A 26150-nucleotide genomic window follows, 5' to 3' on the forward strand; every position below is an offset into this window, starting at 1 on the left:
GCTTATGGCAGAAAATATACAGACACATTCCTGGTTCAAAAGCTGCTCGGTTGTTTCCCGCATAATGCTTGCCGCACTTTTCCTGATTGCATTTGCTGCAAAAGCACAACTCATTGTCACCGCGCCAACAAGCAATCAGATAGTTCAACGAGACACAGCAGGCTCAGCCGCCATCGCTATCACAGCATATGCTCTCAAACCATACACAAGCATTCAAGGACAACTCACACCCGTTGCCGGGAATGTAAATCAGGGGAAAATCTGGACTTTTGATGCCGAACAGCTCCGCCAGGGCTTCCTTACAACTTCAATTGAGGTGAAAACGGGCTGGTATCGGTTAAAAATATCGGCGGTTGCATCCAATGGCAGTATTGATTCCGTAGTGATTGCAAGAGTAGGCGTAGGAGAAGTTTTTTTGGTGGCGGGAAATTCAAATGCAATGGGCTTGCCCGGACTGGGGGCAAAAGCTGCTTCCGATCAGGTGATTTCTTTTAATGCAGTTAACAAAGAGCTTAATGCGGAGAACATTACGGTTGCGCCCGACGAACCCATGCGACAGCCGACTTTCAGTGTTTTGGGAAAAGACAATTTCATTTTTCCGACGGGTGAAACGGCCTGGTATTGGGGAGAACTGGGTGATTCACTTTCCAAGCGGTTCAAAACGCCGGTCCTCTTTTTAAATGCAGCCTGGGCTGCTGCGAATTCTGACAGTTATCGTGATGCTGCTTCGGGGAAAGATGCTTTTAACCCTTACGTCGGAAAATTTTGGCCAAACAGACAACCTTATTCGAACATTGTCAACACGATTCGCCACTTGAATTCGTGGCTTGGGATGCGTGCTGTGCTTTGGTCACACGGAGAAAACGATGCCCAATTGAAGTTTACCGAGCAAGATTACTTTTCCAACATTCAGACATTAATCACAAATGTGCGTGCTGATGCCGGTTATAATGTTCCCTGGGTTATTGCCCGGAATTCAGCCAGCAACATTATCAAAGATCCCTATTTGCCAATTATCAATGCACAAAACAGGCTTGCAACGCTAAGGAACTTCAACACATTTCCCGGCCCAAACCTGGACACCATTCAAATTCCGAGACCCGTTTCCGAGCATTTCGAAAATGTTTCCGGCGGCATTCAGGGACTAACATTAGCCGCCAGAGCGTGGAACCGGGCATTAACAGATTCACTTTTCAAGAAAATTATCCCGATCCAGCCCGCAAACTCCATTCACACGGGCATTGTGCCTTCTGCTGCATTTCCCGGAGCTGCATTTTATCTTGGTTATCGGGTTATGGGAGAAAGTCCTAATGGGTTAACATTACGTGCGGAACTTTTTGATGAAAGTGGAAAATTTGTCGATACAGTTGGGACGGGAAGTGAAAATCCGATGCTCATTTAAGCTGCCTGCCAATCTTGCAAATGGTCATTATAGCATTCGATTAGCCGGCATCTCACCGAATCTCGCTGGCAGCACTTCTTCCCAGTTTTACGTAAACAATGCGTACAGATCTGTGCAGGTGGTGAACTCCATTAACGCTGCAAAAACAAATCAAATTATCAATGTAACCTGGACAGTCGCTGCTAACCCAGGCATACAAATGATGATTTTGGAAAAAACCACAAACGGCGACACTTACACAGATTTACAACAATTTGATGTGCCCGACAATGGTGAAAATTCAGGAGTTTATGCTTTTGAAGACGTTAACATTGATTTTAATGTGATTTTTTACCGGGTCAGAATGGAATACGCGGATGGAAAAACCGCTTACTCACCCATTGCAACCGTTGTGGAGCCCGGCGCACTGCCCCGGCTGATTGCATTTCCGAATCCGGTCACAAAGCAAGCATTTTACCTCGAAACCGATAACAGCAAACCCGCCCCACAGCTTGCACTTTTCGACATAGCCGGACAAGCTCATCCCGTTTTTGTTTCAGACCGCGAAATTATCGGCTTATTAGCGATCCGCCCAATTTATCCATTGCCAGCAGGCATTTACATTTTGCGAATCACGACAGACGCGGGCACGACTACGCAGCGAATGGTTTTTAACTAAAAAAGGCAAGCACTTTCGCGCTTGCCTTTTCATATGACTTCTGGATTTACTAGTCTTCAAACAACCGTCCTAACCCACCAATCACCGACCCGCTTTCCTTATTGGCATTTGGGCCGCCAACGGACAAGCGTTGAATCAGTTTGGAAATTGGCATCGACTGGATCCAGCACCGTCCGCTTCCGCGTAATGTGGCCAGGAACATGCCTTCGCCGCCAAAAACCATCGATTTCAGTCCGCCGGAACGTTGAATGTCGAAGCTTAATGATTGCTCGAATGCAACCACGCAGCCCGTATCCACGCGTAATGTTTCATTGTTCAACTGACGCTCGATCACCACGCCACCTGCGTGCACGAACGCCATTCCATCACCTTTCAGTTTTTGCAAGATAAAACCTTCACCACCGAATAAGCCTGAACCAAACCGCTGGTTAAAGTGGATTTTCATGCTCGTTCCCATAGCGGCGCACAAGAAACCATCTTTCTGAACGATTAACTCATTTCCATAGATTTTGGAAAGATCAATGGGCATTACGGTTCCCGGGTAAGGAGCTGCAAACGCTACTTTTTTCTTGCCATAACCCCGGTTCGTAAAGTGCGTCATGAAAAGCGATTCGCCCGTGATCAGGCGCGTTCCTGCCTGGAAAATCTTGCCCATAATGCTCTGGTTCGCTTCCGAGCCATCGCCCATTTTGGTTTGATACTCGATGCCGTCTTCCATGAAAAGCATTGCACCGGCTTCTGCAATCACGGTTTCGTTCGGATCCAGCTCAATTTCTACGACCTGGATATCGTCGCCAATAATTTTGTAATCGATTTCGTGTGAGATCATCTCTGCGTAAAAGGTTTATTTGATAGTTAGCTGAACTGTAATGACCGTTTGCTACTCCTCTTCTTCCTCCTCTTCCTCGCTTGTTTTCTTCTTTTTGCGGGTTTTACGGCCCGGAATGTCCTCACGGTCCCGAAGCTTTTTGTCATCCACATTTTTGTTCAAAAATTCATTGATACGGTCCATATCAAAGCTCGTGGTGATCTCACCGAATGAATTGATCTGAATATCAAAACCGTCGAGGTCCTTATGAACCCGTGGCTTTTCCGCAGCTGGTTTGGTCGTATCGGTTGGTTTTTTCTTAGCCATGTGTCTGAAAATTCGCCGCAAAGCGGTCATTTCGAATGATTACTAAATTAGGGAACGGTATTCGGATCGCAAATCAATTTTAATCCAGCGGTCGTATCACAATTATGCCAGGCGAATCTGGGCTGGTAAGCGGGTAAGGGCATTATCCAGTCGTTTTACAACTTCTTCTTTTCCTAAAATTTCCATTGTTACCATTAAGTCCGGCCCGTGTCCTTCGCCGGTAAGCGCGAGGCGCAGTGCCTGCATGATTTTGCCCATTTTTATACCAAGGGTTTCCATCGTTGCGGACAAGTTTTCTTTAATGTTATGTGCTGTGAAATCACCTTCAAACGCCACCAGGGAATCTTTGAAGCCAGAAATCGCATTCACAGCTTGCTCATCCCATTTTTTCAAAACCAATTCCTGATCGTAAGTTTCAGGGGTGTTGAACAAAAAGCTGGATTCGCTTACAATCTCCTTCACAAAATGCACGCGGTCTTTCAGCAAAAAGACAATCTGCGAAATTTGATGATCATCAACATGAATGTTTTGAGCCTCAAAAAGCGGTTTTGCCTGCTCGATAAGCGTTGCATCGTCCAGGTTTTTAAGATATTGCTGATTGAACCAGTTCGCTTTTTGAATGTCAAATCTTGCCCCGGCTTTATGAACGCGGTCAAAACTGAATGCGGCGATCAGCTCTTCCATATTGAAAAGTTCCTGCTCAGTTCCGGCGTTCCAGCCTAGTAATGCCAGGAAATTGGCCGTTGCGTCTGCGAAATAACCTTCTTCCCGAAAACCTTTGGCTTTATCGCCTGTGTTCGGATCAGTCCATTCTAACGGGAAAATCGGGAAGCCGCCCAGATCTGCATCGCGCTTGGATAACTTGCCGTTTCCGTCTGGTTTTAGCAAAAGCGGAAGGTGCGCAAACTGCGGCATAGTGCTTTCCCAACCCAAATATCTGTAAAGCAAAACGTGCAATGGCGCCGATGGAAGCCATTCTTCACCACGGATTACGTGCGTAATGCCCATCAAATGGTCATCTACAATGTTGGCCAAATGGTAAGTCGGCATGCCATCGGATTTCAGAAGCACTTTATCATCAATTTGTGATGAATGCACAACGACCCAGCCGCGGATGAGGTCATTGAAACGAATGTCTTCTTTCGGCATGATCTTCATCCGGATCACATACGCTTCACCGCTATCAAGTCTGGACTTGGTTTCTTCGGCTGATAATGTCAGCGAATTTGTCATTTCCATGCGTGTGATCGCATTGTATTGTGCAGCCGCGACTTTGGCAGCTTCGAGGCGCTTGCGCATCGCGTCCAGTTCTTCGGATGTATCGAATGCGTAATATGCTTTTCCCTCAGCAACAAGCCTTTCTGCGTATTCGCGATACATTTCTTTCCTTTCCGACTGGCGGTAAGGCGCATGCGGACCGCCTTGCTGCGGACCTTCGTCAATAGTGATTCCGAGCCACTGCAATGCTTCCAATATATATTCTTCCGCGCCGGGAACGAAGCGGTTTTGGTCTGTATCTTCAATGCGAAGCAACATTTGGCCACCCTGCTGGCGTGCAAACAAATAGTTATACAAGGCAGTGCGGACGCCGCCTGCGTGCAGCGCGCCGGTCGGGCTGGGGGCAAATCTTACCCGGACAGGTTTATTATTCATTGATCTAAAACTAAAATGTACTGGATGATTTCTTGCGTCCTACTCGACCGCAACGACTGATATTTCAACATTCACGTCCTTAGGCAGGCGTGCAACCTGAACCGTTTCCCTTGCAGGCGGTTCTTTGGTAAAAAAGCTGCCATAAACCTCATTTACAGCCGCAAAGTCGTTCATATCTTTCAGGAAAATCGTCGATTTTACCACATGCTGGAAGCCCAACTTTGCGGCGCCGAGAATGTTGCCCGATGTTTTGCATTACAATGCCCGTCTCTGCTTTGATGTCGCCGGACTGTGCAAGCTCAGCGGCAATCTGGCCTGATACATAGAGGGTTCCGTTGATTTTAACGGCCTGGCTGTAAGGTCCGATCGGAGCCGGCGCTTTATCTGAAAAAATGATCTCTTTTGGCATAAGTTGAATGTATTTATGCCGTAAAAATACCAAAAATATAGTAGGAAGCCTGACTTATGTTACCTGAAAAAGTGCTTTCAATTCGGTGGCATCGCCAGGGCTCATGCGACCGGCAAGCACAAGGCGAAGTTGGCGGCGGCGAAGTGCGCTCAGATATAATTCATTTTCTTCCGGCGTCTCAGGTTCCAGATGTGGCACCTCGATCAGGGCGGCCGTTTTGATCCACGGCCACGAATGTGTAAAAGGCGCGGTTTGTGCTCACGCGGTTTCCCGCAGGAATGTCCTCAGCCCACACTTCCAGAAAAACTTCCATCGAAGAGTTGAAAGCGCGGGTAACTTTGGCCTGCATGGTGACAATGTTGCCAAGCTTAATGGGCTCCGTAAAAGACACATTATCCACAGAAGCGGTCACAACAATGCGGTTGGAATGTTTCTGTGCGGCGATGGCGGCGCAAATGTCCATCCAATGTAAAAGCCTGCCTCCCATCAGATTATTCAAAGTATTTGTATCGTTAGGAAGCACCATTTCGGTCATGGTAACCTCCGACTGATGAGGGTGTTTGGGCTTTAACATATTAAGCAATTGATTTTTATTAAAATTTAGGACAACGGGTTTTCCTGCGCTCTCGGGCCTGCATTCTGTTGCCAATTGAATAAGTGCCGCGCACCTGGAAAAATAAATAACTGTCTTTGCTTTTGGCACTTCCGCGGTTCCAGCCGGGTTGTCTCGGCTCCAAACCGATTTCCGGCGAGCGGTCGGATAATCTTCTGGCTAAATCGCTTGGAAGCAGATCGGGATTAGGATAAACTGTGCTGACATCGTCGAGATAATCGGAATTCAGGAAGTTGTTGCAAAGCTCTAAACCCAGACTCAGTCTTTCTGTTGTTTTAATTGAAACACCAATTCCGGCTGTAAAAACCAGTGGTAAGCGCTTGTATTTGACACCCTCCGTAGTCAATGGTGCCAGACTATGCCATTCACCGTCGATCTTCGCCTTTGGAGTTAATAATGTAAAACCAATGCCGCCGAAAAGATAAGGATTAACCCGCGCCTGACTATTGAAAGAGAACAGATCGGCCTGGATTCCCAGGTTAATGTCGGGATTGAATGTCTTGAAAGAAAGGTTATTCTGGGCGTTTTTGGAATATTTCTGATCGGCTGAAACCTTGTAAAACCTGATTTCCCCACGTGCACTTACATGCTCCGTTAGCCTGTAAAGTCTCGCCTAGCGAAATGGAAGGCCCCAATCCCAAATGCTTCATATTAACGCCATCCGTCAAATCGCCCATATAATAGGCAACGCCCACACCCGCAGTTACGCTCATGACGCCGAATGGATTAACGTATTTTCCGGATTTGTTTTGGGCAGAAACATTCCATGAAGCCAGAAATGGAATGATCAGAATAAATGCTTTAAAAACAGCATATTTCGGGGAACGCGCACTTCTCATTTTCCTCGAGGTAAAAGTTTTTGATCTGTTGATTTGCCGTTTTATTCCAAAAACATAAACACACTTATGAAGAATTTTAGAGAAGGTAAAGTGTGTAAATATATTACATTAACCTAATATGTTGCCTTTCCGGCGGTTTTTACAAACAAAAAAGCCGGTCGATGCCGGCTCTTAGTTCATTGTATGTAGGAATCGTTATGCTAGTCTCTTTTAACCGAGCTTGCACCGGAAGTGCTTGAATGAATGTCTTTTGCAGCTCCGGAATAACGAATGCTGCTTGCGCCGCTGGCTTCGGCATGCACTGTATTGCTGGCAACCACAGCTGCACTGCTCGCTCCCGAAGCATCAATATTGACTGTTTTGGCTGAAAAATCCCTTCCTTTAAAAGAAGATGCGCCAGAAACTTCGCCGCTCAGAACCTCACCCTGGCCCACCAAAATCAGTGAAGAGGCGCCCGATAAATCGAAGCTCACTTTCGGAGCTGAGAATTCCATGTTGACCTGCGACGCACCGGAAACTTCAATGTCCATGTTTTTCACGCCTGTGAATGCGGCAACATTGGCTTTGCAAGCGCCTGAGAAATCAACACCGTCCAGGGAAGGCATTGTGATATTGACAAGCACTGTTTTTCTGTTTTTATTCCAATTATTGCCTTTATAGCCCAAATGAAGTTCATCTCCTTTAACCGAAGCTTCCAAATCGGCCAGATCCTCAGGACGTCCGCTGGTTGAAATGCTGTATTTGCTTCCTTGCTTCACTTCTATCCTGAATGCACTGCCCATCGCAAGCTTGCTGAAACCCGAAAGGTTGAAATTTTTAGTGTCCTGAGCAATCGCTGCAATGGAGCATACGAGCATCAGCATTGCTGCAATGGAGAAGGCGGTGATCTTTTTCATGGTCTTAAATTAATTAGATTGGATTTTTTTGAAAGATGTACGTCTGCTTATAAAAGTTGCATCCTGCTAATTATTCTTGCACATTAATTTTGCTGGCACCACTTGCATGACGTCTGATGCTGCCAACCCTTCCCAGCTCAACTTTTGAAGCACCGGAAGCATCAACTTCGGCCGTTTGAACGTTCAATTCCGTGGCTTCCAGCTTGCATGCTCCGGACGCGTCCCAGATTAACCGCCCGTGCAGATCCTTTCAATGTGGCTTTCGAAGCACCGGAAATACTTACATCCAGCTGATCCGCTTCCACATTGATTTCAGATTTAGAAGCACCCGAAATGTCAACCTGCAATTTGGTAAGGCCTGTGAAACCGGTTACCAAAGTTTTGTTAGCGCCTGACAGAGAAGATCTTGATTTTCGGCATCGTGATCACAAGTCCAATTCTTTTCCACTTTTCCGAATCAAAAAGGCTGAACTCTCTGTCTCTTTTTACGCGGTAATGTTCCGTTTTCAACAGACACTTTCAGGTCGTCCACTTCCGTTTGCTCTTCGCTGTCCGCAGTAACTGTATAATCTGTTCCCTGACGGATAATAATAGAATAAGCGCCGCCGATATCCACTTTATTAAATTCTCCTACTGGAAATTGCTTGCTGTAATTGCCGCGCTCGCCCAGTTCAAGATCGTTATTGTCGTCATATTCGAATGAGTAGCCTGAGTTTTCGCCATTTTCATCTTCTGTGTTGCTTCTCAGGAATTTCGCAGGCACATTTATACAAATCAATCCCGAATCGCGACGCATTTCCCAGGTCAGTTCATTGAAATTCACATCGTCGCCATCCAGATCATAAAGCTCCGTGCTTTTTTGTGACCAGCGATTCATTAAGAAGTAAAAATCGCGCTTCATCACAAATGGCTTGTTATAAGGAATGTGCAATGCCAGATCAATGCGCTGATCGCGGAACGGGCCATGGCCTACGAGCGACGGGCCTTCGCGGAATAAAAACACTGAGTCTTTGATATCAATGTTATAAACCAGGCTGCTCGCATTTTTTTCTGCATCCTCGCGGGTGCGGCCTCTTGCATATAAGGTCTTATCCAGTTTAATGCTGTCCGAAGTTGGGGCATAGCCCACCAATCTAATGTCAACATCCACATTCTCCTCGTCGTCTATATAATCGTAATCCAGGGTAAGCATTCCAGCTGGTTGTGGATAGGAAACGGATTGAATGACTTCACCTCTTTTCGCAAAATTTCTTTGATACGAAATACCACCGATCGTCGTGCCGATCACACCCACGATCCAAAGACCGAGCAATGTCAGCCAAACTGAGCCGCCTACAATTCTTTTGTTAGAAATAAGGGTTAAGCCTAGTAAAAGGAATGTTACCAATGGAATCGCTGAAACCAATATTCCTGATAAGATCAGCACACCTGGTAATTCTTGAAAAATCAGGAATGGGATCGGCAGATTGTCAAATGAAGCTGAATTGGTCAAACCCAATGCTACGCCGCCAGCAATGATCAAACCCAGCAAACCCAACACTGCCATAGCAACTAATGAAGCGCCGATCAGGATTCGTAAAATTGGCCCTAAGCCTTTTAATAATCGGCCTAATGCTCCAATAATGGCCGCAATGGCACGAAAAGGGAAAAGTAAAAGTTTCGTTACGCCATGTTCCTCTCCTCCTTTATCATCCAGATTAAGACCTTGCTTGATATTCGATTCAATGTTGGAAAGCGTAATGGGCTCGCCTTGCATTTCCATTTTTTCTGTAAGTGTGTGCGCAACGGGGGCAATCACCCAAAGGACAATGTAGACGAAAACGCCTGTTCCGAAAAGTAAGATGGATAACACCCAAAGAAACCGCACAACACCCAGATCCACACCAAAATAAGATGCAACACCGGCAGCAACGCCACCCACTACTTTACGGTCCGGATCACGATAGAATTTCTTGATTTTCGTATCTTCTTCCAATGTTGTAGATCCTGGAAACGCAACCCACATCGCAATGTAAACCAGCACAACGAACCCGGAGACAGGACCAAATTCATCTTCCATATTCAAATCCATCATGCCTGAACCAGCTGGCAAACCCACTACGAGAAACAAGAAAGCCAGTCTTACCCAAATCGGATCAATAGTGAAATGATTGGCAAGTCCCGCTGCAACGCCGCCCAGTAATTTCCGTTTCAAATCCCGGTAAAGTTTACGCGGCGCAGATGGTTGAACAGGCTCGGTTTTTGGTGCTTGATAGGAAGACGAAGATGATGACGAAGCGTTTGTTGAAGCATATGCTTCCTCTTTGGCGTGTGGCCTTTTGAAGCAACAGATTCCAATGGATCTGCAAGAATGTCCTCCGCTTGCTCAATTGCCTCAAAATCAGCAACTGTTCCCATTGCGGCAATCAGTTCATCCACATCAGAAAGTGAAATAACCTGCTTTGCTTCTATTTTTTGCTTGTTCAAAAAGCGCTCCGCGATCCTTCCTTCAATGTCAGATAAAATCTCTTTGCTGTCGGCAAAAGACGAAAAGTATCGCTGGATGGAAGAAAGGTAGCCTTTAAGCTTTTCGTAACCATCTTCCTCGATGTGGAAGATAATGCCACCTATATTAATGCTGATTGTCTTTTTCATGATTGAAGTAATCGAATGTCTCTAAATGATCAGTTAGGTTCAGGAAGGTTGGACGGAGCTGACTTACTCAGTTCCTCTGTGCGGTGAATGACCGTTTGCACAGAATCCGCCAGTTCAAACCAGGTGGCTTGCATTGCATCCAGGAATATTTTCCCCTCATCAGTCAAAACATAATATTTCCTTGGAGGTCCGGAAGACGACTCCACCCATTTATAATCCAGCCAGCCAGAATTTTTTAACCTGGTAAGAAGAGGGTACAATGTGCCTTCTACAACCATTATACGTGCAGAAGTCAGCTCATCCAGCATATCAGAGGCGTAAACTTCGCCCCGTGATATGATGTGCAGAATGCAGATTCGAAAATTCCCTTCCGCATCTGCACTTGGGCATTTTCAATATTCATGTGCTTTCATGTGTTAATTAAATGTAAAAGTTCATGGCTAACAGATAGGATTTTACCTTCTGGTATTACAAAGGTATACACAGGTACTTTGCGATGCAAGGTACTAGGCTAAAAAGATTCTGGTGTATGGATGAGTGGCAAGTTTTACAGGTTGACCGGTTTATAATTAGTATCAGCTTGCTGGCGCTATTATTTTAGTTAATATTTTATAAAATTCATCATAACCTGACTGTCTTGAAAAATCAGCCTGCACTTTATATAATCGCCGCTATGAGCGAAAATCGGGTCATTGGAAAAAAGAATAGCCTGCCCTGGCATTTGCCCGATGAATCGGAAACATTTTCGTGAAGTGACGGACGGAAAATCATTCATTATGGGCCGGAGAAAGCTTTGAGGCGCCCGATGCGTTGCATTCGACTAAGATGAATGTCATCCTCTCTTCCGACACGTCAACGCCCGACGACCCCAACACGCTATACGCGAAAGATATTCCTGCCGCACTTGCGTTACTTTCTGATGAAGACGCCGTATTCGTTTTGGGTGGTGCATCTGTTTTTTTGGAAATGCTTCCGCTCGCGCAAAAACTTTATCTGACGATTGTTCACGCGGAAGTGGAGGGCGACGCATTTTTTCCGATTGTAAACCAGGAAGACTGGGACCTGAAAAGTTCTCTATTCCATGAAAGGACGAGGCACATGCTTACTCTTTTTCGATGAATGTTTACGAAAGGAAAACACAGGTTGAGCCACCTATTTCCATTAACACGCTATGCATGCACACACTATCTTTCCGGATTTTTCTCCTTGGCCTTCTGGTCGCTTTTCTATCATTGCCAACTGCCGCGCAACAGGTTTTTGGAAACGAATGGATTGTTGCCTCCCAAAAATATCTGCGCATTCCGGTCATTGAAAATGGCTGGTTTACGATTTCGGCGACTGACCTTCATAGGCAAATTTCCCAACTGATTCGAGTAAATCTGTTGGATTTCAAATGTTCAGACGAGGTCAGGAAGTTGCTATTCTCGTAGAAGCTGATGGAGGCGATGTAAGCGACATTGTCTTTTATGGGCAAAAGAATGACGCCGCGTTGGACAGCGTGCTATATACAAATCCGTCCGCGATGCCGCATAAGCATTACAGCCTTTACACGGACACAAGCGCCTACTTCCTGACCTGGAATCCATTAAAAAATGTGGCTTTGCCTATTGCAAATGCAGATTCAGCAAAACTAGATTATCGTGAAATAGAAAAGATTTTCACATCCCATTACGCACCGGGCAACTTTTACCCGCGGGAAAGCAATTTCACCAACGGCTCTGTTTTGTCAACTTACGATGTTGGTGAAGGCTGGACCGGACCAGAGATTCCTGAAAATGAGTCAAGCAACATTGACTTGAAACTTGGAGATATCATTGATAACCAATCCGGTTATGCGACGCTTGAAATGGTCATGGTTGGGCGGTCGGCTGGCGAGCATTCATTTGCACTGTGGACATCAGAAAACGGGAAGGAAAAAACTTTTATTCAAAATATAAATTTGCTGGATTTTAGTCCGGTCACCATCAAAACTGATCTGGCATTATCCGCTTTTGGCAACGGACAGACTGTTGGTTTAATGCTGATTCCAAATGGCAATAAGGGCACCGCTTCCGTTTCCTATATCAAATTGCGTTACACGACAAAAGCCATAAAAAGCATCGCCCAACCAAAGCAGATCTTGACTCCACGTTTGGTCACATTCAAAGATATCCAGCCAAAGTCAGTTGATTATCTGATCATTACGCATGAGCAAGTCCGTGCAACGACAAATTTCGTAGACCCGGTTTTACAATATGCAGCATACAGAGCTTCGAACATTGGAGGCGGCTATAAGCCATTTGTCATCAACAGTCAGGACGTTTTTGATCAGTTTAATTATGGTGAGCCCGGGCCTTCTGCAATCCGGAATATTATCGCATGGCTTTCGAAAACGGGTAATTTGAAATTCGTCTTCCTCATTGGCCGGTCTGTTGATCCGCAAACAGTCAGAAAATCAGCGGATGCACAAGAACTTTGGATATGGTCCCGAACGCCGGGCTGGCCCGGTTCGGACATTGCATTGGTGATGCAAACTGATTCTATTTCAAACCTAACGCCGATTGCGCCATCGGTCGCCTGAATGCATCAAATCCGCAGCATGTCCGCGATTACTTGCTGAAGGTGAAAGCTTTGGAATCCGAGCCAGCATCAGCTCCCTGGCGTAAGAACATTCTGCATCTCAGCGGTGGCCGCTCCCAAGATGAGCTTCTGACTTTTTCGGGTTACATGAAGTCTTTTGAACAAAAACTTGTGCATTCAACCTGGCTCCGCCAACATTGAAACCATCTCGAAAAAAAGCTACAAGTCCTGTTGAAAAATTTACCCGTGCACATTCCGATTAACAAAGGCGCAGCGCTGGTCACATTGTTCGGACATTCGAGCCTGGACGTGACTGACATTGATATTGGCCTGGGCAAGTGATCCCGAAGCGCAAATTAATAATCACCCTCGTTATCCGGCCATCATCGTGAACGGATGCGCGGTGGGAAGCATTTTTTATTCCGCAAAAACGCTTAGTAATGATTGGATTTTGACTCCTAATAATGGAGCGGTCCTGTTCCTCGCGCACACTTTCAATGGCTTATCCACAGATTTGAAATATTACACAGAAAGCTTTTATGAAGTTTTGGCTGATCCGGAATTTACCAATGCGCCATTTGGAATAATCCAAAATGAAGCAATCCGAAGGAATTTAAGCAAACACAAAAGCATAACCGTGATCATTACAGCGCAACAAATGGTGCTCCACGGCGATCCGGCGATCCGCGTTTTTCCAGCCAGCTCATCAGATTCTGTTTCAAATTCGAATGACAATCAGCATGATAATATCCCGCCAGTTTTAATTGTAAAAATAAACGGACGGATTTTGCAAAACGGCGACTGGCTTAACAAACAACCTGTTATCGACATTCAGCTCATGGATGATAAGCCACTGGTTACATTTGAAGACAGTTCAGAAATCAGCGTTTGGCTGAAACAAAAATGCGCTGGCTGCGTGCAAAAGCGCATTTATTTGGAAAATGCTTTTTGGAAAATGCTTTCACCTAACAGCTGCTCCATCACGTTAAAACTTCCCGAACCATTAAAACCAGGCGAGTATGCGCTTTTTATTCAGGCTAGTGATTTAAGCGGTAACTTAGCGCCGCATTATGCAATCAGTTTCAATGTCGAGCAACTTACCGGACATAACCGAGGTAAATGTTTCGCCAAACCCATCCGGACACTGGTTCCGGTTTGTGGTTGCATTTCAATCGCCGGATTCTCCTGAAAAAGTAAAACTGACCGTTCACAATCTGTGGGGTCAAAAAGTGAAAGAGACAACATTTGAGGCACATTCCGGAAAAAACGAGTGGCTATGGAATCCCGAAAACCTTCCTTCCGGCGTTTATTTATATAGACTTGAAATAGAACAAGAAAAACGGGCTGTCGCACCAGCTGCACAAAAGGCATTGCAGGGAAGATTGATTTGGCTTCATTAAGGATGCCCATCCTTTTGTTTCCGTAAAAACTTCTTATTTTTGTTGATTATAAAAATGACTTATCCACTTGAAAGAATACGGTAGTAACGTACAAAAACTTGCTGATCACATCGTTAAGATGGAAGATAAGGCAAAGCGCAACCTCTACGCGCACATTCTGGTTGAGCTTATGCGTCAGATCCATCCGAACATGCGGGATAACCAGGATTACACGAACAAATTGTGGGATGACCTGTACATTATCTCGGGATTTGAACTGGATGTTGACAGCCCTTTCCCCCCGCCTTCGCCTGAAGCGCTCGGAAAAAAACCACTTAAAGTAGGTTACAACCAGCAAAATCTAATGTATCGCCATTACGGCCGCAACATTGATTTGCTTCTCGAAAAAGCAATTAACACTGAGAATAAGGAGGATAAGCTGGCTTTTGTTTCATACATTTTCCGGCTCATGCGCTCATTCTTCAACACCTGGAACAAGGACAATCCGGAAGACCATGTACTTCTAGGCCAGCTGGAACAGCTTAGCAAAGGCCAGTTGCAGGAAGAAATCGATTATATCCGCGCCAACGGCCCTGTGGAAGCGGCTCCCAAAGATCGTAACAACAGCAGCCAGGAACGCAACCGTGGAAACAGCCATCAGGGTGGCGGTGGAGGCGGATTCAAAGCGCAGCCCAATCACAATTCGGAACGGCAGGGAGGCAACAATAACCAGGGCAATGCCAACCGAAACCGGCCCAACAACAAGTTCTCGGGCCGAAACAACAACGGTAACAACAACAATAATAACCGGAATAACCGCAAAAAACCTGGAATCTAATCCAGGTTTAATTTTATCCAGTCAATTGCCCAAATTCACTTATGGCTTCATTTAAAATAACCGGAGATAAACGTCTTAAGGGGTCTATTATTCCCCAAGGCGCAAAAAACGAGGCGTTACAGATTATCTGCGCCGTACTTTTAACCAAGGAACCGGTAACAATTCATAACATTCCTGACATCCGCGACGTCAATCAGCTTATCAACCTTTTGGGAGATCTCGGTGTTCGGCTGACTCGGTTAAGCGCAACATCGATCCGCTTCGAGGCAAGCGACATTAATCTGGATTACCTGGAATCAGAATCTTACAAACAAAAAGCGGCTGCATTACGCGGTTCGGTTATGTTACTTGGACCAATGCTTGCACGTTTCAGAAAAGGCAGGATTCCAAGACCGGGTGGCGATAAAATTGGCCGTAGAAGATTGGATACGCACTTTTTAGGTTTTGAAAAATTGGGCGCGAAATTCAGTTATGACGAGGAAGACGGTGGTTTTTACAAAGTCGATGCGACGAACCTTAAAGGCGCTTACATGCTGCTTGACGAAGCTTCGGTAACCGGAACAGCGAATGTTTTAATGGCTGCGGTGATGGCCGAAGGAACGACAACGATTTACAATGCTGCCTGCGAGCCGTATCTTCAGCAATTGTGTAAAATGCTCAATAGAATGGGCGCCAAAATTTCCGGAATTGCCTACAAATCTGCTCGTTGTGGAAGGCGTAAGCCAGTTGCAAGGAACGGAACACACAATGCTTCCGGATATGATCGAGATCGGCAGCTTCATTGGTTTGGCGGCTATGACGCAGTCAGAAATAACCATTAAAGACTGTCAGATTCCGCAGCTAGGCATTATTCCGGATGTTTTTCAAAGATTAGGCATCAAAATGGAATTCCAGGGCGATGACATTTTCATTCCCGCTCAGGAACATTACCGCATTGAAAACTTCCTTGACGGTTCCACAATGTCGGTAGCGGATGCGCCATGGCCTGGTTTCACGCCCGACTTGCTGAGCATTATTTTGGTGACAGCCACGCAAGCGCAAGGCACCGTGCTGATCCACCAGAAAATGTTTGAAAGCCGTCTGTTTTTTGTCGATAAATTAATTGAAATGGGTGCGCAAATCATTCTTTGTGACCCGCACCGCGCAACGGTAATCGGACACAACCGTGAAACACAATTACGCGGCATCCGCATGACTTCGCCCGATATCCGCGCAGGAGTTGCCTTGCTGATCGCAGCATTATCTGCCAAAGGTGTCAGCATCATTGATAATATTGAACAAATTGACCGTGGTTACCAAAATATCGACGGCAGGCTGAATGCAATCGGAGCCGAAATTGTAAGGCTATAACGCCAAATCGCAGCGCGATGCAATCTTGGTAGAAAATGGATTCCGTTATAAATAAAAATCCCGGAGGCATGTAACAGCGTGAACGTCGTTACATGCCTCCGGGATTTTTATTTGTTGCCAATGTGGCTTTGACTACCAATGTCACATCGCTCCGCGATTGGCTTGCGGCAAGCATCTACGCAACTTCTTACTTTTTCTTATAACTGCATTTGCTATTATCCGCCTTCACGTAGTAAGACTTGTAATTCGTAGCCTTCGGATCCATGCAGCCTTTTAGATCCAGGATTTCAACCTTCCTGAACTCCACCGGATGGCTTTCACTTTGGAGCGAAATTGATCCGTGATCCAGCAGCTTTCCGTCTACGATTAATGACGGATCATTGCCGCTCACATTGCCACCGCCCAGTTGCGGTTTGTTATATTCCAGCACCATTTCACCATTCGCAAAATGCTGAATTAGCGAATCGCCCAGCACAAGCACTTCTGCCCGCACCCATTGGTCGCCATTGTAAGTCTGTGATTTGGAATTAATGCAATGCTGTGTAATCAGTTTGCCGTTCATTACCACATTGGTTCCCGGCGTACAAAGGTTGCAAGTGGTTCTGGTTTTGCCATTTCCACCCAACAACTGAACTTCAATAGACGCAGGAAAATCCTGATCCTTGCCCATGGTCGCAGCCGGCTGCCCATGCACCATGACGCCGCTATTCCGCCAGGCCCATCCCTCTCCTTTCGGCGCTTGCTCGCCTACAAACCGATATTCTACAACAACGCGATAATATGAAAAATCACCTTTGTAGAAGATGTGACCATATTTTTGCTTGAAGTCGTCATACTTGTCATATCGCACGACCATTTTACCGTCTTCTACCCGAAATGTGTTCAGATAATTGTCATTAAGCTCATAACCGCGGATTTTAATGTCCCAGCCGTCCAGGTTTTTGCCATTAAAAAGCTGTTTCCAATCCTGCTTTTCTGCACTTTTCTGACCAAAAACAACGAAGCTGATGATACTGAAAAGTAGTGTAAGTTGTAATTTCATGAATTAAAGGTTAATTGTACCACAAAGTAAATATACCGCGGGTACAAACATCAGACATCCAAAAACTTTGATCCGTATTTAAGAAAGCAATTTCGTTTGTATGCGGACATTGGCTAATGCGACTTATGAGCTTAAAAACAAAAGATAAAATAACACTTTTCTGGTTTCGCCGTGACCTGAGATTGCATGATAATGCGGGACTTTATTACGCGCTCAAATCAGGTAAGCCGGTTGTTCCGGTCTTTATTTTTGACAAAAATATCCTGGATGATCTTCCAAATAAGGAAGATAAGCGGCTGATGTTCATACATCAAAACATTCTTGCGATTCAAAAAGAGCTGCGCAAGCTCGGCTCAGACATTCTGGTTTTTTACGGCCGTCCGCTTGACATTTGGAAAGAGTTGAGTGAAAAATATGAAATTGCAGAGGTGATTACCAACACGGATTATGAGCCTTATGCAACTGACAGGGACTCGGCAGTCGCTAAAATCCTGCACACCAAAAAAGCTGAGCTCAAAGCATATAAAGACCAGGTGATCTTTGAAAAAAAGGAGATTCTTTCCGGGCAAGACACGCCTTACACCGTTTTTACGCCTTATAGCCGTATGTGGAGGCAGAAATGCAATGACTTTTATTTGTCTTCCTATCCGACTGAAAAGTATTTTAAAAACTTCCTTAAATGGAACGGGGATGAAATTCCTATGCTGCAGGAAATGGGTTTTCAGCCTACGGACACCGATTTCCCATCCAGCAATATCCCAGAAGAATTGCTCGACAATTACGAAAAAGCAAGAGATTTCCCCGCTATGGAAGCCACGAGCCGCATTGGAATTCACCTTCGGTTCGGAACGGTGAGCATTCGTGAGCTGGCGAGGTATGCGCAGCAACACAGCAATTTATATTTAAATGAGCTGATCTGGCGGGAGTTCTATCAGCAAATCCTGTATAATTTTCCGCATGTAGGCAAAGGCAAAGCATTCCGTGCGCCTTACGATGACATTAACTGGGGCTATGACAAAGAAGCGTTTCAGAAATGGTGCGATGGCAAAACGGGCTATCCGTTGGTCGATGCAGGCATGCGGCAGATGAATGCGATTGGCTTCATGCATAACCGGGTTAGAATGGTTGTAGCGAGCTTTTTAGCCAAACATTTACTCATTAACTGGCGGCTAGGAGAAGCTTATTTTGCAGAAAAATTGCTGGATTATGACCTTGCCGCAAACAATGGCGGCTGGCAGTGGGCCGTAGGATCAGGCACAGATGCTGCTCCCTATTTCAGAATTTTCAATCCTGAAGCGCAAGCCAAAAAGTTTGATCCAAAAGGAGAATACATTAAAAAATGGGTTCCGGAAATCGGAACAGCCGACTATCCGGAACCCATGGTTGACCACAAAATGGCCCGTGAAAGATGCCTCAGGGAATACAAAAAGGCCCTGGATAGGTCATAATGAACTGTTATTTCCCGCCAGCAACAACCGTAAGCATGTCTTCCGGTTGCAAATATTGATTCGCCATAGCAAGCACATCTTCGCTTGTTGTGGCGTGGATCTGGTCAATATAATGTTTGAAGAAATCGGTTGGCAGGCCGTCCAGAAGCAATATTTTCTGGCGATCCGCAACTTCAAATGCGGTGTTCAACGATCCGGCAAACTCTCCGGCCATGAAATTTTTGACGGTCTGCAATTCCTCATCTCCGACAAGCTCATTTTGCAGGCGTGCAATTTCTTTTTTATTTCATCAATCGTCTGCTGGGTAAATTCTTTCTTCACGTCCGTCCCGATCATATAATAACCCTCTTTTCGAAGCGTAACCAGGTGAGATGAAATTCCGTAAGTAAGGCCTTTTTCTTCACGAATGTTTTTCATCAATCGCGAGCCAAAATAACCACCCAGGATTTCATTCGTAACCAGCATTTTGAAGTAATCCGGATGATGGCGATTGAACATTCTCTGTCCCATCCGGATGGATGACTGAACACTTTCCGGTCTTTCGACCAACACTTCCTGATTAGCATAAACAGGCTCCGAAACCTCTTTTCCAGCGAAAACCGGCTCATTAACCTGATCTTTGCCTAAGTGCTCATTAACAACCTGAATGTCCTTTTCCTCAACCTGGCCGGCTAGCACAACCGTAAACTTGCCATTTTTAATAAATCGTTCGTAATGCGATTTTATCTCGGCAAGTGGAAGTGAAGCAATTTTTTCCTCTTCCTGGCTTTGTCCGTAAGGATGATCGCTGCCAAACAACTTTGCGCGAAATGCAGTTGTAGCAAGATATGCATTCTTTTCCTTGTTAACCCGCAGGTTTTGAATGTTAATGTTACGCAGGTCCTCTAATTCTTTTTCAGGAAAACTCGCTTCGTGGATTAATTCACTGACCAGTTGCAACACTTCCGGCAAAAACCGGGAAAGCGCGTAAACGACGATTCCTATACGATCAGCCGTGTGTGTCATTTCTGTAAAAGCACCGATCTTGTCAAAGGCCTCACTGATCTCGGCAGATGTTTTGCTATGCGTGCCTTCGGAAAGCATTTTTATTGCAAAAAAGGAAGTTCCTGTTTGGCTTTCATACCAGTTGCCAGCCTCGAATATGCATTCCAGCCGGATCACAGGCTGATCTCCGATATTGATCACATGCACTTTTGTGCCGTTGTCAAGCGTGTATGTTTGCGGATCTGGTAAGTTTACAGATTTTATAACCCGGAATTCAGGGGCAATGGTGCGGTCAAGGATCATGGGCAATGGTTGAGTAATAAAAAAACGAATGACGTTACAATAACGCCATTCGTTTCGAAAAAGTAAATTTATGTATGTTCTTAGTTTTCTGTGTCGTTCACGTCCAGCTTCTCCGATTTGTTCAAGCCAAGAGAAAGCGTAATTCTCAGCGTTTGAGCCAATGGGCTTCCTTGTGTAACCGGGAACAGATAAGCAAAATCAACTGAATATTTATTAAGGAAATGTGCGCCAGCACCGGCTGTGAAGTATTTCTGACCGCCTTTATTCTTGTTTTCTGTGTTGTATCCGGCGCGTAATGCGAAGATATCATTGTACCAATATTCACCACCCACTGCCAGTCCAACCTCCTGCAATTCTTCTTTGAAACCATCCGGAGCATCTGAGAATGAACCAAATACACCTTTAAGAACAGGAAGCGTGTTGACATTTGTAACTCCGTCCGGCGTTGGCACCATTAACTTTCGCGCATCAACGATAAAATTGAACCGGTTACGACCGTCTGCCGAGAATGAAATCCCGCCACCCAGTTTCAGGTTTGTTGGAATAAAGTTCTCAGAGTCAGTTCCGGAACCGTAGTTTACTTTACCACCCAGGTTCGAAAGAACTGCACCAAGCGACCAAATGAATTCGCCGCCTGTTTCCTCGTTACGCATTGCTTTTCTATAAAATGCGCTGATATCACCTGCTGCAACACGTGCCGGACTAATTGAGGCTCCATTAATAAGCGCAGTTCCCGCAAGGTTGGAAGAAATGTATTTTAATGTCAATCCCATCGAGAAGTTCTTTGCCAGCTGGCGCGAATATGTTCCGCTGATAGCAAGTTCGCGGGATGTAAAGTATCCGTTTTGTGCACCGGTTGAAGTTCTCAAATCCAGTTCACCATTGTTAAAATAGTTAACCGAAACAGCAACGGCCTGCTTATCGCCCAATTTCTTGTAAGCTGTTAAGTAACCAAGCCACATATCGTCTACAAGGTTTCTCAACCAAGGCGTGTAAGAAGCTGAAACTCCAAGGTCTTTCGTATTATATGGCAATTTGGCTGCATTCCAATATGTCGAGTTTGCATCGGGGCTAAGTAGCATACCCCCGCTTCACCCATGGCCGCGCTTCTGGCGTCAGGTGCAAATGTTAAAAATGAAAGCGGTGAATGTGGTATTCTTTGTGAACTTGGTAGTGTGGTTTGGGCTGAAATTACTCCCGTTGAAAAAATGAAAAGAGAAGATAAACTAACAAAAAAAAGTCTCATAGAAATTGGATTTGCGATAGGAAGTGCTTTGAATCAGCTTCTTTAAAGGGTCAAAAATACAATGAAAGATAGTTATTACTAAAAAAATGCTAAGTTTTATTAAACTATGGAGAACGGATAAGCTTTCCTGATTGCTGGTTTGTTGAGTTGTCTTTTAACGACCTGATGCTTAACTGATACACAAGTGAAATATGATATGGTATCCATTGCCCGATCTGCATAGCGCTGAGTGACTCTTTGATAACTGACTCGCTGTTATAATACTGCTTGCGGGAATCCACCCAGAGACTTCCCATTGTTCAAAAATATATTAAAAACTATTTCTACATCTTCATTTACTCTGTCATGATTCAGTTCAAATGAAGAGATCCTTATCGAATGGGTTTGGATAGACTTTAAGCGCGTTGAGTTTTATGCCTTTGACTGCACCTACTTGAAAACCGAACGCAATTTCTGAAAAGTTAGTATAAGTATCCCATACTTTTACGCGAATAAGATATTTACCGGTCGGTAAGTTTTTAAACGGAAATGTGATCGTTCCTTTCCGGTAATCGTCAAGGTCGGCCGTGTAGTATTCGTTCAATGCAATTGTCATTGTGTCGTTCATCACCATCGTGATCTGGTGGCCAATTCCGGCATTCGAAATGGTGATCCCACTCTCATCACTGGCCTTAATGTACATGACTCGACGACGGGCCGATCACATCGCCATCTTTAAACGAGGCGTCATTCATATATGCAGTGAGCACCGGCGGCGTATTATCAGTGCCCGGCCGTGCGCTTCCGCCAATCATTACAGCCAGCTGCGCACTCGCATCCGCAGCACTGTCGCTCTGAACGGCATATAAATTCGCCCTGCCAATTCCCATACGATAATCAATGTCTTTGGGCATTACAAAATCACAACTAAACCTTCCCTTCACAACCTTTACACTTCCATCGAACAGTTTGCTGCGATACTCAGTATAATTTTCAGGTTCACCCTCATTACCAAGCGTTTTGAATGTCACTTCCTTATCATATAATACAATGCGTGCAGTTCCGTCGAAAAGACTGTCTCGTTTATTTTTGCCCGAATCAAAAATCTCACCTGCCAAAGATACTTTCTGCAAAGCACGCAAAGTGTCCGGCTTTTGTGCCCAGCGAATGCCTTTCTGCGCTTCGGCTAATTTTATAGACGGATCGGCCAGCAATGTAAAATTGCGGTTTAAGCTGCCTACAAGCGCTTTATTTTTGGTTTCCCTGAAAATGTCTCCTAATCTGCGTCCCGGCTGCTTCTTGGTAAGCGCTTCGTAAAATGCCTTGCTAAGCGTAAAGTTTGTGCTGGAATACACTGGCCGGGTTGTGCTGATCGCACCAATGGCTGCGCCTCTTGGGCTAAGGACCATTAATTCAGCGCCAGAAACCAAGCCAGGATCGTCATAACGACCAAAATCACAAGTTGCAGTAAATAAAAGAGGCAAATTATCCATTCCGCGCGCGGCCTGCATATCCGCCAATGTAAGGACCTGTTCTTCTGCCCAGCCACTTACACCGCCATGGCCTGTATAATTTAGGATTAATGTTCCTTCATCAATCTTTTTGTCGATAATCTGATTTACATCAAAGGCCTTTTGACCCGTCGCGCCAGTGGTTTGCGGAAACGCATCTATAAATACGCGCGATGGCATAAACTGACTTTGCACCAGCCTGGCCAGCTCGTCCGCATGCCGCTGATGAATGTTGCCGTCGCCATCATCCGCTACAAATTGAATCGCATTGCGCCAATTGCCAAAAACACGCTCAGACGAACCGTAACGGATCAGCTTGTCCACAATCACCTTCGCCTCCTCAGCCGATTTTACTGGAAGCCTGCCAATGCCAATGTCAACCGTCGCATCGCCAGCATTGGACTCCGCCCAGGCACCTTCGCCATCCTCCATAAATCCATAATAATCGTCTGACGAATAAGTATATACCGGATTCAGCGACTCGCGGCTTTCATACACAGGCAGCCAATTATTACGCTGCGCATCCGACTGATTTTTAAGCAGATTTTTGTAATCAAATGCGGCATCACCGAACAGCAGCAGATACTTTAATTTACCTGGCGTTTTGTCGTAAAGATGTTTTGCAAAGTCCCTTATGGCGGTCAAATCAGGTTTTCCGGCGGCATACTCATTGTAAATCTGGGTGGTTGTTACCACGAGCGCTTCCAGCCCGTCATTACTTTCCCGGAAAGCAGCCAGCCGTTCCGCTTCATGTTTCCAGGCAGCAGGTGTTACAATGAGCAATTCAGGCGTCGCGTTAGCAGCAATATCCTGATTAATAATATTTTGTATAAATATTGGCTCAATCGCTTGCTCGGTTTTTAACCCTACATATTGTCCTCCTTTTATTCCTCCTGTCGCGCTGAAAGTCAGCATTCCGTCTTTTAAATTCTGCGGCACATATGTCGGAACAGCTGCATCTGAAACATTCCAGAGCATCCAATTGGCAGGAACGTTGGCAATGCGGTAAGTGATTGTATCTGTTTTTTCTGGTAAAAAGCGATAAACCTGCTGGCTATCGTAAGCACGCAATGTGCGCTTCGTTTGTAATGCGATATAATTCAAATAACCCTGTGCCGCGCTCTGACCGCTCCGGTCATACGTTACGCCCACAGATAATGTCGATGAAGATACATTGCCCGCAGAAACTGCAAATGTTGCATCGGCGCGCAGCGCTTTAATATCGTAAGTCCCGGCGCTGATTGTCCCCGATAGCAGACTCTCCTATCTGCGCACCGTTCAATTGCCAGCGGAATTTGGTCGGAACCTGGGCTGCTCCGATTGCAGACGTGCGCACTTTAATCGTGGAGGAAGGCACAATGCCCGGAATGTCAGCTGTAATGTTCAATGCTGAATTTTCAAGATATTCTCCCCACCAATCCCGCCCCGATTTCAGCAGATTATGCTCTTCGGATTCATGAAACCAATAATCGTCAAACTGGTCTGTAACCTTGGCTTGTTGCGCTAAAACGGCTTGTTGCTCTTTTATACGAAGTCCGTTTTTCTGTCCAAATGTCAGGAAGTAAAAGCTGGAATCGGAATAAATGTTGATATCGTGCCTGAGTTCGGCTTTAACAGAATCGTAAGTGATCGCATGTGGAGATTCAGCATAGAAGTAAATGGCATCATTTCCATCAAATTTCCCGTCTTCTTCACCTGAAACCCAGATCGCGCTTTCCTTTAATGCATTGGAAACCAATGCATTATTACCGGCTGCGGCAGCATACCACCCGAATGTCCGTAAATCTGTAATTGTTTGGGATTGATCTCGCCGGGATTGATGCCGATTTTGCGTAATAGTGCAACATCAATCTTATGAATGCCGGTTTGATTTGTGGCCAGTTTAAACCAATGTCCGGTTGCTAACACAGATTTTTCCTGCGCTATGGCTGAAAAACTAGTCAGTAACCCCAAGCAGTATAACACCGAATGGAAAAGGCAATTTTTCAAATCAACATGCTTCAACCAATGCATGGGCTGGAATGGTGTAAAGGCGCTGGGAAGCTTTGTCGGTGCAGAGCACGCGGGTCCTTCTGAGCGAGCCGCAGGACGAATAACCTGTCTTGAAATACGAAGCTGCTTCCTTCATGCAGTTGGACAAGTGCAATTCTGGATGAATTGTTATCCCGTTTTCGTCGTATTTACGGATTGCATTAAAAAGAACCTGGTCAGCTCCCGTCGAGGGCTTTTGGGTTTTTGGAATAACGAATTAATGCCTCCAGGTGTCTCTCTGCCGGAAAATGATTTTCGTCCAGCACAGGTTGCAAAAGTTTTGAAAACTCCCGTTTCCACTCGATGCCGTGCGGGGCAACGCGCTTACGCAAACGAACTTTATAATGTGCATGCACCACGCAATGCGCCACTTCATGCAGGTAAGTGATCAGAAAATTATAGGAATTGAGGTTGACATTTACAGTGATTCTCTTGGTACAAAACCGGGTTTTACCGTAAAGTCGCCCGAACGTGTGCGTCGTGGCCGTGAGAGAAAGAAATCGAACTTATAATGTTGGTGTAAAGCCTCGCAATATGCAATGGCGGCCGGGGGGACATGCAGGCCGAATGATATGTTTTTCATTCCTTAAATAAAAAAAGAAAAGCGCTATTTTCATAGCGCTTTTCACGAATTTCGACTTGTACGTCTAATTACTTAACTGAATCAGCAGCAGCTGAATCAGTAACCATTGTGTCGACTGCAGTATGTATCAACAGCAGGAGTTTCAACAGTTACAGCAGTAGTATCAGCAGATTCGTCAGCTGGTTTGCTAGTACAAGCAGCGAAAGTTACCATCCCGGCAACGAACGCAGAAGTGCAAATATTTTTTTCATTTCTTGGGTGTAATTAAGGTTCGATACAAATGTAGCAGGATTAAATCGAATGTTCCTAACGTTTGCTATTGTATTTTTCCAAGAACTTAAAATTTCCTTAGAAAACACCCAAATCCCTTTATTTTGTACAATAAAATCCTCTATTGTTGCTCTAAACGCTTTCTGTTTTTCTATTGAATGCCTTTACGCACGCTGCAATTTCAGGAAGGAGATCCGGGTTTTGTTCTATTCCGTTACCGACTACAATTACGTCGGCTCCGGCATTCAACGCAATGTCGGGCTTTTTCGTCGGAAATCGATTCCGCCGCCAACGATGATCGGCGTGTCTACCGTAGCACGAACGGCAGCAATAGTTTCACCGGTTACAGGAAACTGCGCGCCGCTGCCCGCGTCAAGAAAGATATGTC

33 protein-coding genes and 4 pseudogenes are annotated in these 26150 nt (G+C 45.3%); 13 read left to right on the forward strand and 24 right to left on the reverse strand.

What is annotated here, in order from left to right:
* The first annotated feature begins 4 nt into the window (after positions 1 to 4).
* Both AC0IYG_RS00560 and AC0IYG_RS00565 read left to right on the forward strand, forming a co-directional pair.
* Positions 5 to 1402, forward strand: coding sequence for a sialate O-acetylesterase (locus AC0IYG_RS00560; RefSeq protein WP_471709088.1), 1398 nt, complete (start codon positions 5 to 7; stop codon positions 1400 to 1402).
* Complete coding sequence (locus tag AC0IYG_RS00565) at positions 1380 to 2060, forward strand: T9SS type A sorting domain-containing protein (RefSeq protein ID WP_471709089.1); 681 nt, start codon at positions 1380 to 1382, stop codon at positions 2058 to 2060. The genes AC0IYG_RS00560 and AC0IYG_RS00565 overlap by 23 nt, the downstream gene beginning before the upstream one ends.
* A gap of 49 nt (positions 2061 to 2109) precedes the next feature.
* On the opposite strand, the gene AC0IYG_RS00570 is transcribed toward AC0IYG_RS00565, so the two are convergent.
* The 13 genes and pseudogenes from AC0IYG_RS00570 to AC0IYG_RS00630 form a co-directional block, all read right to left on the reverse strand.
* Positions 2110 to 2889 (reverse strand): TIGR00266 family protein, encoded by a 780-nt coding sequence (locus AC0IYG_RS00570; protein WP_471709090.1) that lies wholly within the window; start codon positions 2887 to 2889, stop codon positions 2110 to 2112.
* 51 nt (positions 2890 to 2940) lie between these two features.
* Complete coding sequence (locus tag AC0IYG_RS00575) at positions 2941 to 3195, reverse strand: hypothetical protein (RefSeq protein WP_026631166.1); 255 nt, start codon at positions 3193 to 3195, stop codon at positions 2941 to 2943.
* Between the two features lie 102 nt (positions 3196 to 3297).
* Positions 3298 to 4848, reverse strand: coding sequence for a glutamate--tRNA ligase (gene gltX / locus AC0IYG_RS00580; RefSeq protein WP_471709091.1), 1551 nt, complete (start codon positions 4846 to 4848; stop codon positions 3298 to 3300).
* Between the two features lie 39 nt (positions 4849 to 4887).
* Positions 4888 to 5257: pseudogene (locus AC0IYG_RS00585) on the reverse strand (Rid family detoxifying hydrolase).
* Between the two features lie 54 nt (positions 5258 to 5311).
* Positions 5312 to 5831 (reverse strand): annotated as a pseudogene (locus tag AC0IYG_RS00590) (acyl-CoA thioesterase).
* A gap of 19 nt (positions 5832 to 5850) precedes the next feature.
* Entirely contained in the window at positions 5851 to 6216 is a 366-nt protein-coding gene (locus AC0IYG_RS00595; protein ID WP_471709092.1) for a hypothetical protein, read from the reverse strand.
* Positions 6217 to 6382: 166 nt separating this feature from the next.
* Entirely contained in the window at positions 6383 to 6709 is a 327-nt protein-coding gene (locus AC0IYG_RS00600; RefSeq protein WP_471709093.1) for a hypothetical protein, read from the reverse strand.
* Positions 6710 to 6909: 200 nt separating this feature from the next.
* A complete protein-coding gene (locus AC0IYG_RS00605) occupies positions 6910 to 7605 on the reverse strand; it encodes a head GIN domain-containing protein (protein ID WP_471709094.1) in 696 nt (231 codons plus the stop codon).
* Between the two features lie 70 nt (positions 7606 to 7675).
* Positions 7676 to 7792, reverse strand: coding sequence for a hypothetical protein (locus AC0IYG_RS00610; protein ID WP_471709095.1), 117 nt, complete (start codon positions 7790 to 7792; stop codon positions 7676 to 7678).
* Positions 7767 to 7982: a GIN domain-containing protein gene (locus tag AC0IYG_RS00615; protein ID WP_471709096.1), complete on the reverse strand. Its 216-nt coding sequence runs from the start codon at positions 7980 to 7982 to the stop codon at positions 7767 to 7769. Before AC0IYG_RS00615 ends, AC0IYG_RS00610 begins: the two co-directional genes overlap by 26 nt.
* 80 nt (positions 7983 to 8062) lie before the next feature.
* Complete coding sequence (locus AC0IYG_RS00620; RefSeq protein WP_471709097.1) at positions 8063 to 9799, reverse strand: PspC domain-containing protein; 1737 nt, start codon at positions 9797 to 9799, stop codon at positions 8063 to 8065.
* The gene (locus AC0IYG_RS00625) at positions 9796 to 10239 is read right to left on the reverse strand and encodes a hypothetical protein (protein WP_471709098.1); all 444 of its coding nucleotides are present in this window, start codon (positions 10237 to 10239) and stop codon (positions 9796 to 9798) included. The genes AC0IYG_RS00620 and AC0IYG_RS00625 overlap by 4 nt, the downstream gene beginning before the upstream one ends.
* A gap of 29 nt (positions 10240 to 10268) precedes the next feature.
* Positions 10269 to 10642 (reverse strand): annotated as a pseudogene (locus tag AC0IYG_RS00630) (PadR family transcriptional regulator).
* 270 nt (positions 10643 to 10912) lie between these two features.
* Between AC0IYG_RS00630 and AC0IYG_RS00635 the strand changes: the two are divergent.
* The 9 genes and pseudogenes from AC0IYG_RS00635 to murA all read left to right on the forward strand — a co-directional run bounded on the left by AC0IYG_RS00635 (position 10913) and on the right by murA (position 16365).
* Positions 10913 to 10990, forward strand: a complete 78-nt coding sequence (locus AC0IYG_RS00635) for a dihydrofolate reductase (RefSeq protein ID WP_471709311.1) — start codon at positions 10913 to 10915, stop codon at positions 10988 to 10990.
* 74 nt (positions 10991 to 11064) lie between these two features.
* Complete coding sequence (locus AC0IYG_RS00640) at positions 11065 to 11358, forward strand: dihydrofolate reductase (protein ID WP_471709099.1); 294 nt, start codon at positions 11065 to 11067, stop codon at positions 11356 to 11358.
* A complete protein-coding gene (locus AC0IYG_RS00645) occupies positions 11355 to 11669 on the forward strand; it encodes a hypothetical protein (RefSeq protein WP_471709100.1) in 315 nt (104 codons plus the stop codon). Before AC0IYG_RS00640 ends, AC0IYG_RS00645 begins: the two co-directional genes overlap by 4 nt.
* The gene (locus tag AC0IYG_RS00650; RefSeq protein WP_471709101.1) at positions 11633 to 12799 is read left to right on the forward strand and encodes a C25 family cysteine peptidase; all 1167 of its coding nucleotides are present in this window, start codon (positions 11633 to 11635) and stop codon (positions 12797 to 12799) included. Before AC0IYG_RS00645 ends, AC0IYG_RS00650 begins: the two co-directional genes overlap by 37 nt.
* A gap of 32 nt (positions 12800 to 12831) precedes the next feature.
* The gene (locus AC0IYG_RS00655; protein WP_471709102.1) at positions 12832 to 12999 is read left to right on the forward strand and encodes a hypothetical protein; all 168 of its coding nucleotides are present in this window, start codon (positions 12832 to 12834) and stop codon (positions 12997 to 12999) included.
* 124 nt (positions 13000 to 13123) lie between these two features.
* A complete protein-coding gene (locus AC0IYG_RS00660) occupies positions 13124 to 13987 on the forward strand; it encodes a C25 family cysteine peptidase (protein ID WP_471709103.1) in 864 nt (287 codons plus the stop codon).
* Positions 13956 to 14198, forward strand: a complete 243-nt coding sequence (locus tag AC0IYG_RS00665; RefSeq protein ID WP_471709104.1) for a T9SS type A sorting domain-containing protein — start codon at positions 13956 to 13958, stop codon at positions 14196 to 14198. The genes AC0IYG_RS00660 and AC0IYG_RS00665 overlap by 32 nt, the downstream gene beginning before the upstream one ends.
* A 118-nt stretch (positions 14199 to 14316) precedes the next feature.
* The gene (locus AC0IYG_RS00670) at positions 14317 to 15015 is read left to right on the forward strand and encodes a DUF4290 domain-containing protein (protein WP_471709105.1); all 699 of its coding nucleotides are present in this window, start codon (positions 14317 to 14319) and stop codon (positions 15013 to 15015) included.
* Positions 15016 to 15056: 41 nt separating this feature from the next.
* A pseudogene (gene murA / locus AC0IYG_RS00675) lies at positions 15057 to 16365 on the forward strand (UDP-N-acetylglucosamine 1-carboxyvinyltransferase).
* 187 nt (positions 16366 to 16552) lie between these two features.
* Here murA and AC0IYG_RS00680 read toward each other — a convergent pair.
* A complete protein-coding gene (locus AC0IYG_RS00680) occupies positions 16553 to 17407 on the reverse strand; it encodes a 3-keto-disaccharide hydrolase (protein ID WP_471709106.1) in 855 nt (284 codons plus the stop codon).
* A gap of 125 nt (positions 17408 to 17532) precedes the next feature.
* Here AC0IYG_RS00680 and AC0IYG_RS00685 point away from each other — a divergent pair, with 125 nt between their 5' ends.
* Positions 17533 to 18855 (forward strand): cryptochrome/photolyase family protein, encoded by a 1323-nt coding sequence (locus AC0IYG_RS00685; protein WP_471709107.1) that lies wholly within the window; start codon positions 17533 to 17535, stop codon positions 18853 to 18855.
* Positions 18856 to 18862: 7 nt separating this feature from the next.
* Here AC0IYG_RS00685 and AC0IYG_RS00690 read toward each other — a convergent pair whose 3' ends face one another.
* From AC0IYG_RS00690 to porV, 3 genes are all read right to left on the reverse strand, one after another.
* On the reverse strand, positions 18863 to 19069 hold the full coding sequence (locus AC0IYG_RS00690; RefSeq protein ID WP_471709108.1) for a hypothetical protein: 207 nt from the start codon (positions 19067 to 19069) through the stop codon (positions 18863 to 18865).
* Entirely contained in the window at positions 19042 to 20142 is a 1101-nt protein-coding gene (locus AC0IYG_RS00695; RefSeq protein WP_471709109.1) for a M16 family metallopeptidase, read from the reverse strand. The genes AC0IYG_RS00690 and AC0IYG_RS00695 overlap by 28 nt, the downstream gene beginning before the upstream one ends.
* Positions 20143 to 20222: 80 nt before the next feature.
* Positions 20223 to 21224, reverse strand: a complete 1002-nt coding sequence (gene porV, locus AC0IYG_RS00700) for a type IX secretion system outer membrane channel protein PorV (RefSeq protein WP_471709110.1) — start codon at positions 21222 to 21224, stop codon at positions 20223 to 20225.
* A gap of 15 nt (positions 21225 to 21239) precedes the next feature.
* On the opposite strand from porV, the gene AC0IYG_RS00705 reads away from it, so the two are divergent.
* Positions 21240 to 21434 carry a hypothetical protein gene (locus AC0IYG_RS00705; RefSeq protein ID WP_471709111.1) on the forward strand — a complete coding sequence of 65 codons (195 nt, stop codon included), beginning with the start codon at positions 21240 to 21242 and terminating at the stop codon, positions 21432 to 21434.
* 58 nt (positions 21435 to 21492) lie between these two features.
* Here AC0IYG_RS00705 and AC0IYG_RS00710 read toward each other — a convergent pair whose 3' ends face one another.
* The 7 genes from AC0IYG_RS00710 to AC0IYG_RS00740 all read right to left on the reverse strand — a co-directional run bounded on the left by AC0IYG_RS00710 (position 21493) and on the right by AC0IYG_RS00740 (position 25280).
* Positions 21493 to 21684: a hypothetical protein gene (locus AC0IYG_RS00710; protein ID WP_471709112.1), complete on the reverse strand. Its 192-nt coding sequence runs from the start codon at positions 21682 to 21684 to the stop codon at positions 21493 to 21495.
* Between the two features lie 59 nt (positions 21685 to 21743).
* Positions 21744 to 22070, reverse strand: coding sequence for a hypothetical protein (locus tag AC0IYG_RS00715; RefSeq protein WP_471709113.1), 327 nt, complete (start codon positions 22068 to 22070; stop codon positions 21744 to 21746).
* A complete protein-coding gene (gene porU, locus AC0IYG_RS00720; protein ID WP_471709312.1) occupies positions 22060 to 24135 on the reverse strand; it encodes a type IX secretion system sortase PorU in 2076 nt (691 codons plus the stop codon). The genes AC0IYG_RS00715 and porU overlap by 11 nt, the downstream gene beginning before the upstream one ends.
* Positions 24095 to 24616: a hypothetical protein gene (locus tag AC0IYG_RS00725; RefSeq protein WP_471709114.1), complete on the reverse strand. Its 522-nt coding sequence runs from the start codon at positions 24614 to 24616 to the stop codon at positions 24095 to 24097. Before AC0IYG_RS00725 ends, porU begins: the two co-directional genes overlap by 41 nt.
* Positions 24598 to 24831 (reverse strand): hypothetical protein, encoded by a 234-nt coding sequence (locus AC0IYG_RS00730; RefSeq protein WP_471709115.1) that lies wholly within the window; start codon positions 24829 to 24831, stop codon positions 24598 to 24600. Before AC0IYG_RS00730 ends, AC0IYG_RS00725 begins: the two co-directional genes overlap by 19 nt.
* 37 nt (positions 24832 to 24868) lie before the next feature.
* Positions 24869 to 25006, reverse strand: coding sequence for a hypothetical protein (locus tag AC0IYG_RS00735; RefSeq protein WP_471709116.1), 138 nt, complete (start codon positions 25004 to 25006; stop codon positions 24869 to 24871).
* Positions 25007 to 25085: 79 nt separating this feature from the next.
* Positions 25086 to 25280, reverse strand: a complete 195-nt coding sequence (locus tag AC0IYG_RS00740) for a hypothetical protein (RefSeq protein ID WP_471709117.1) — start codon at positions 25278 to 25280, stop codon at positions 25086 to 25088.
* Positions 25281 to 26150: the final 870 nt, after the last annotated feature.

It is taken from the genome of Dyadobacter sp. AC419 (assembly GCF_979253085.1).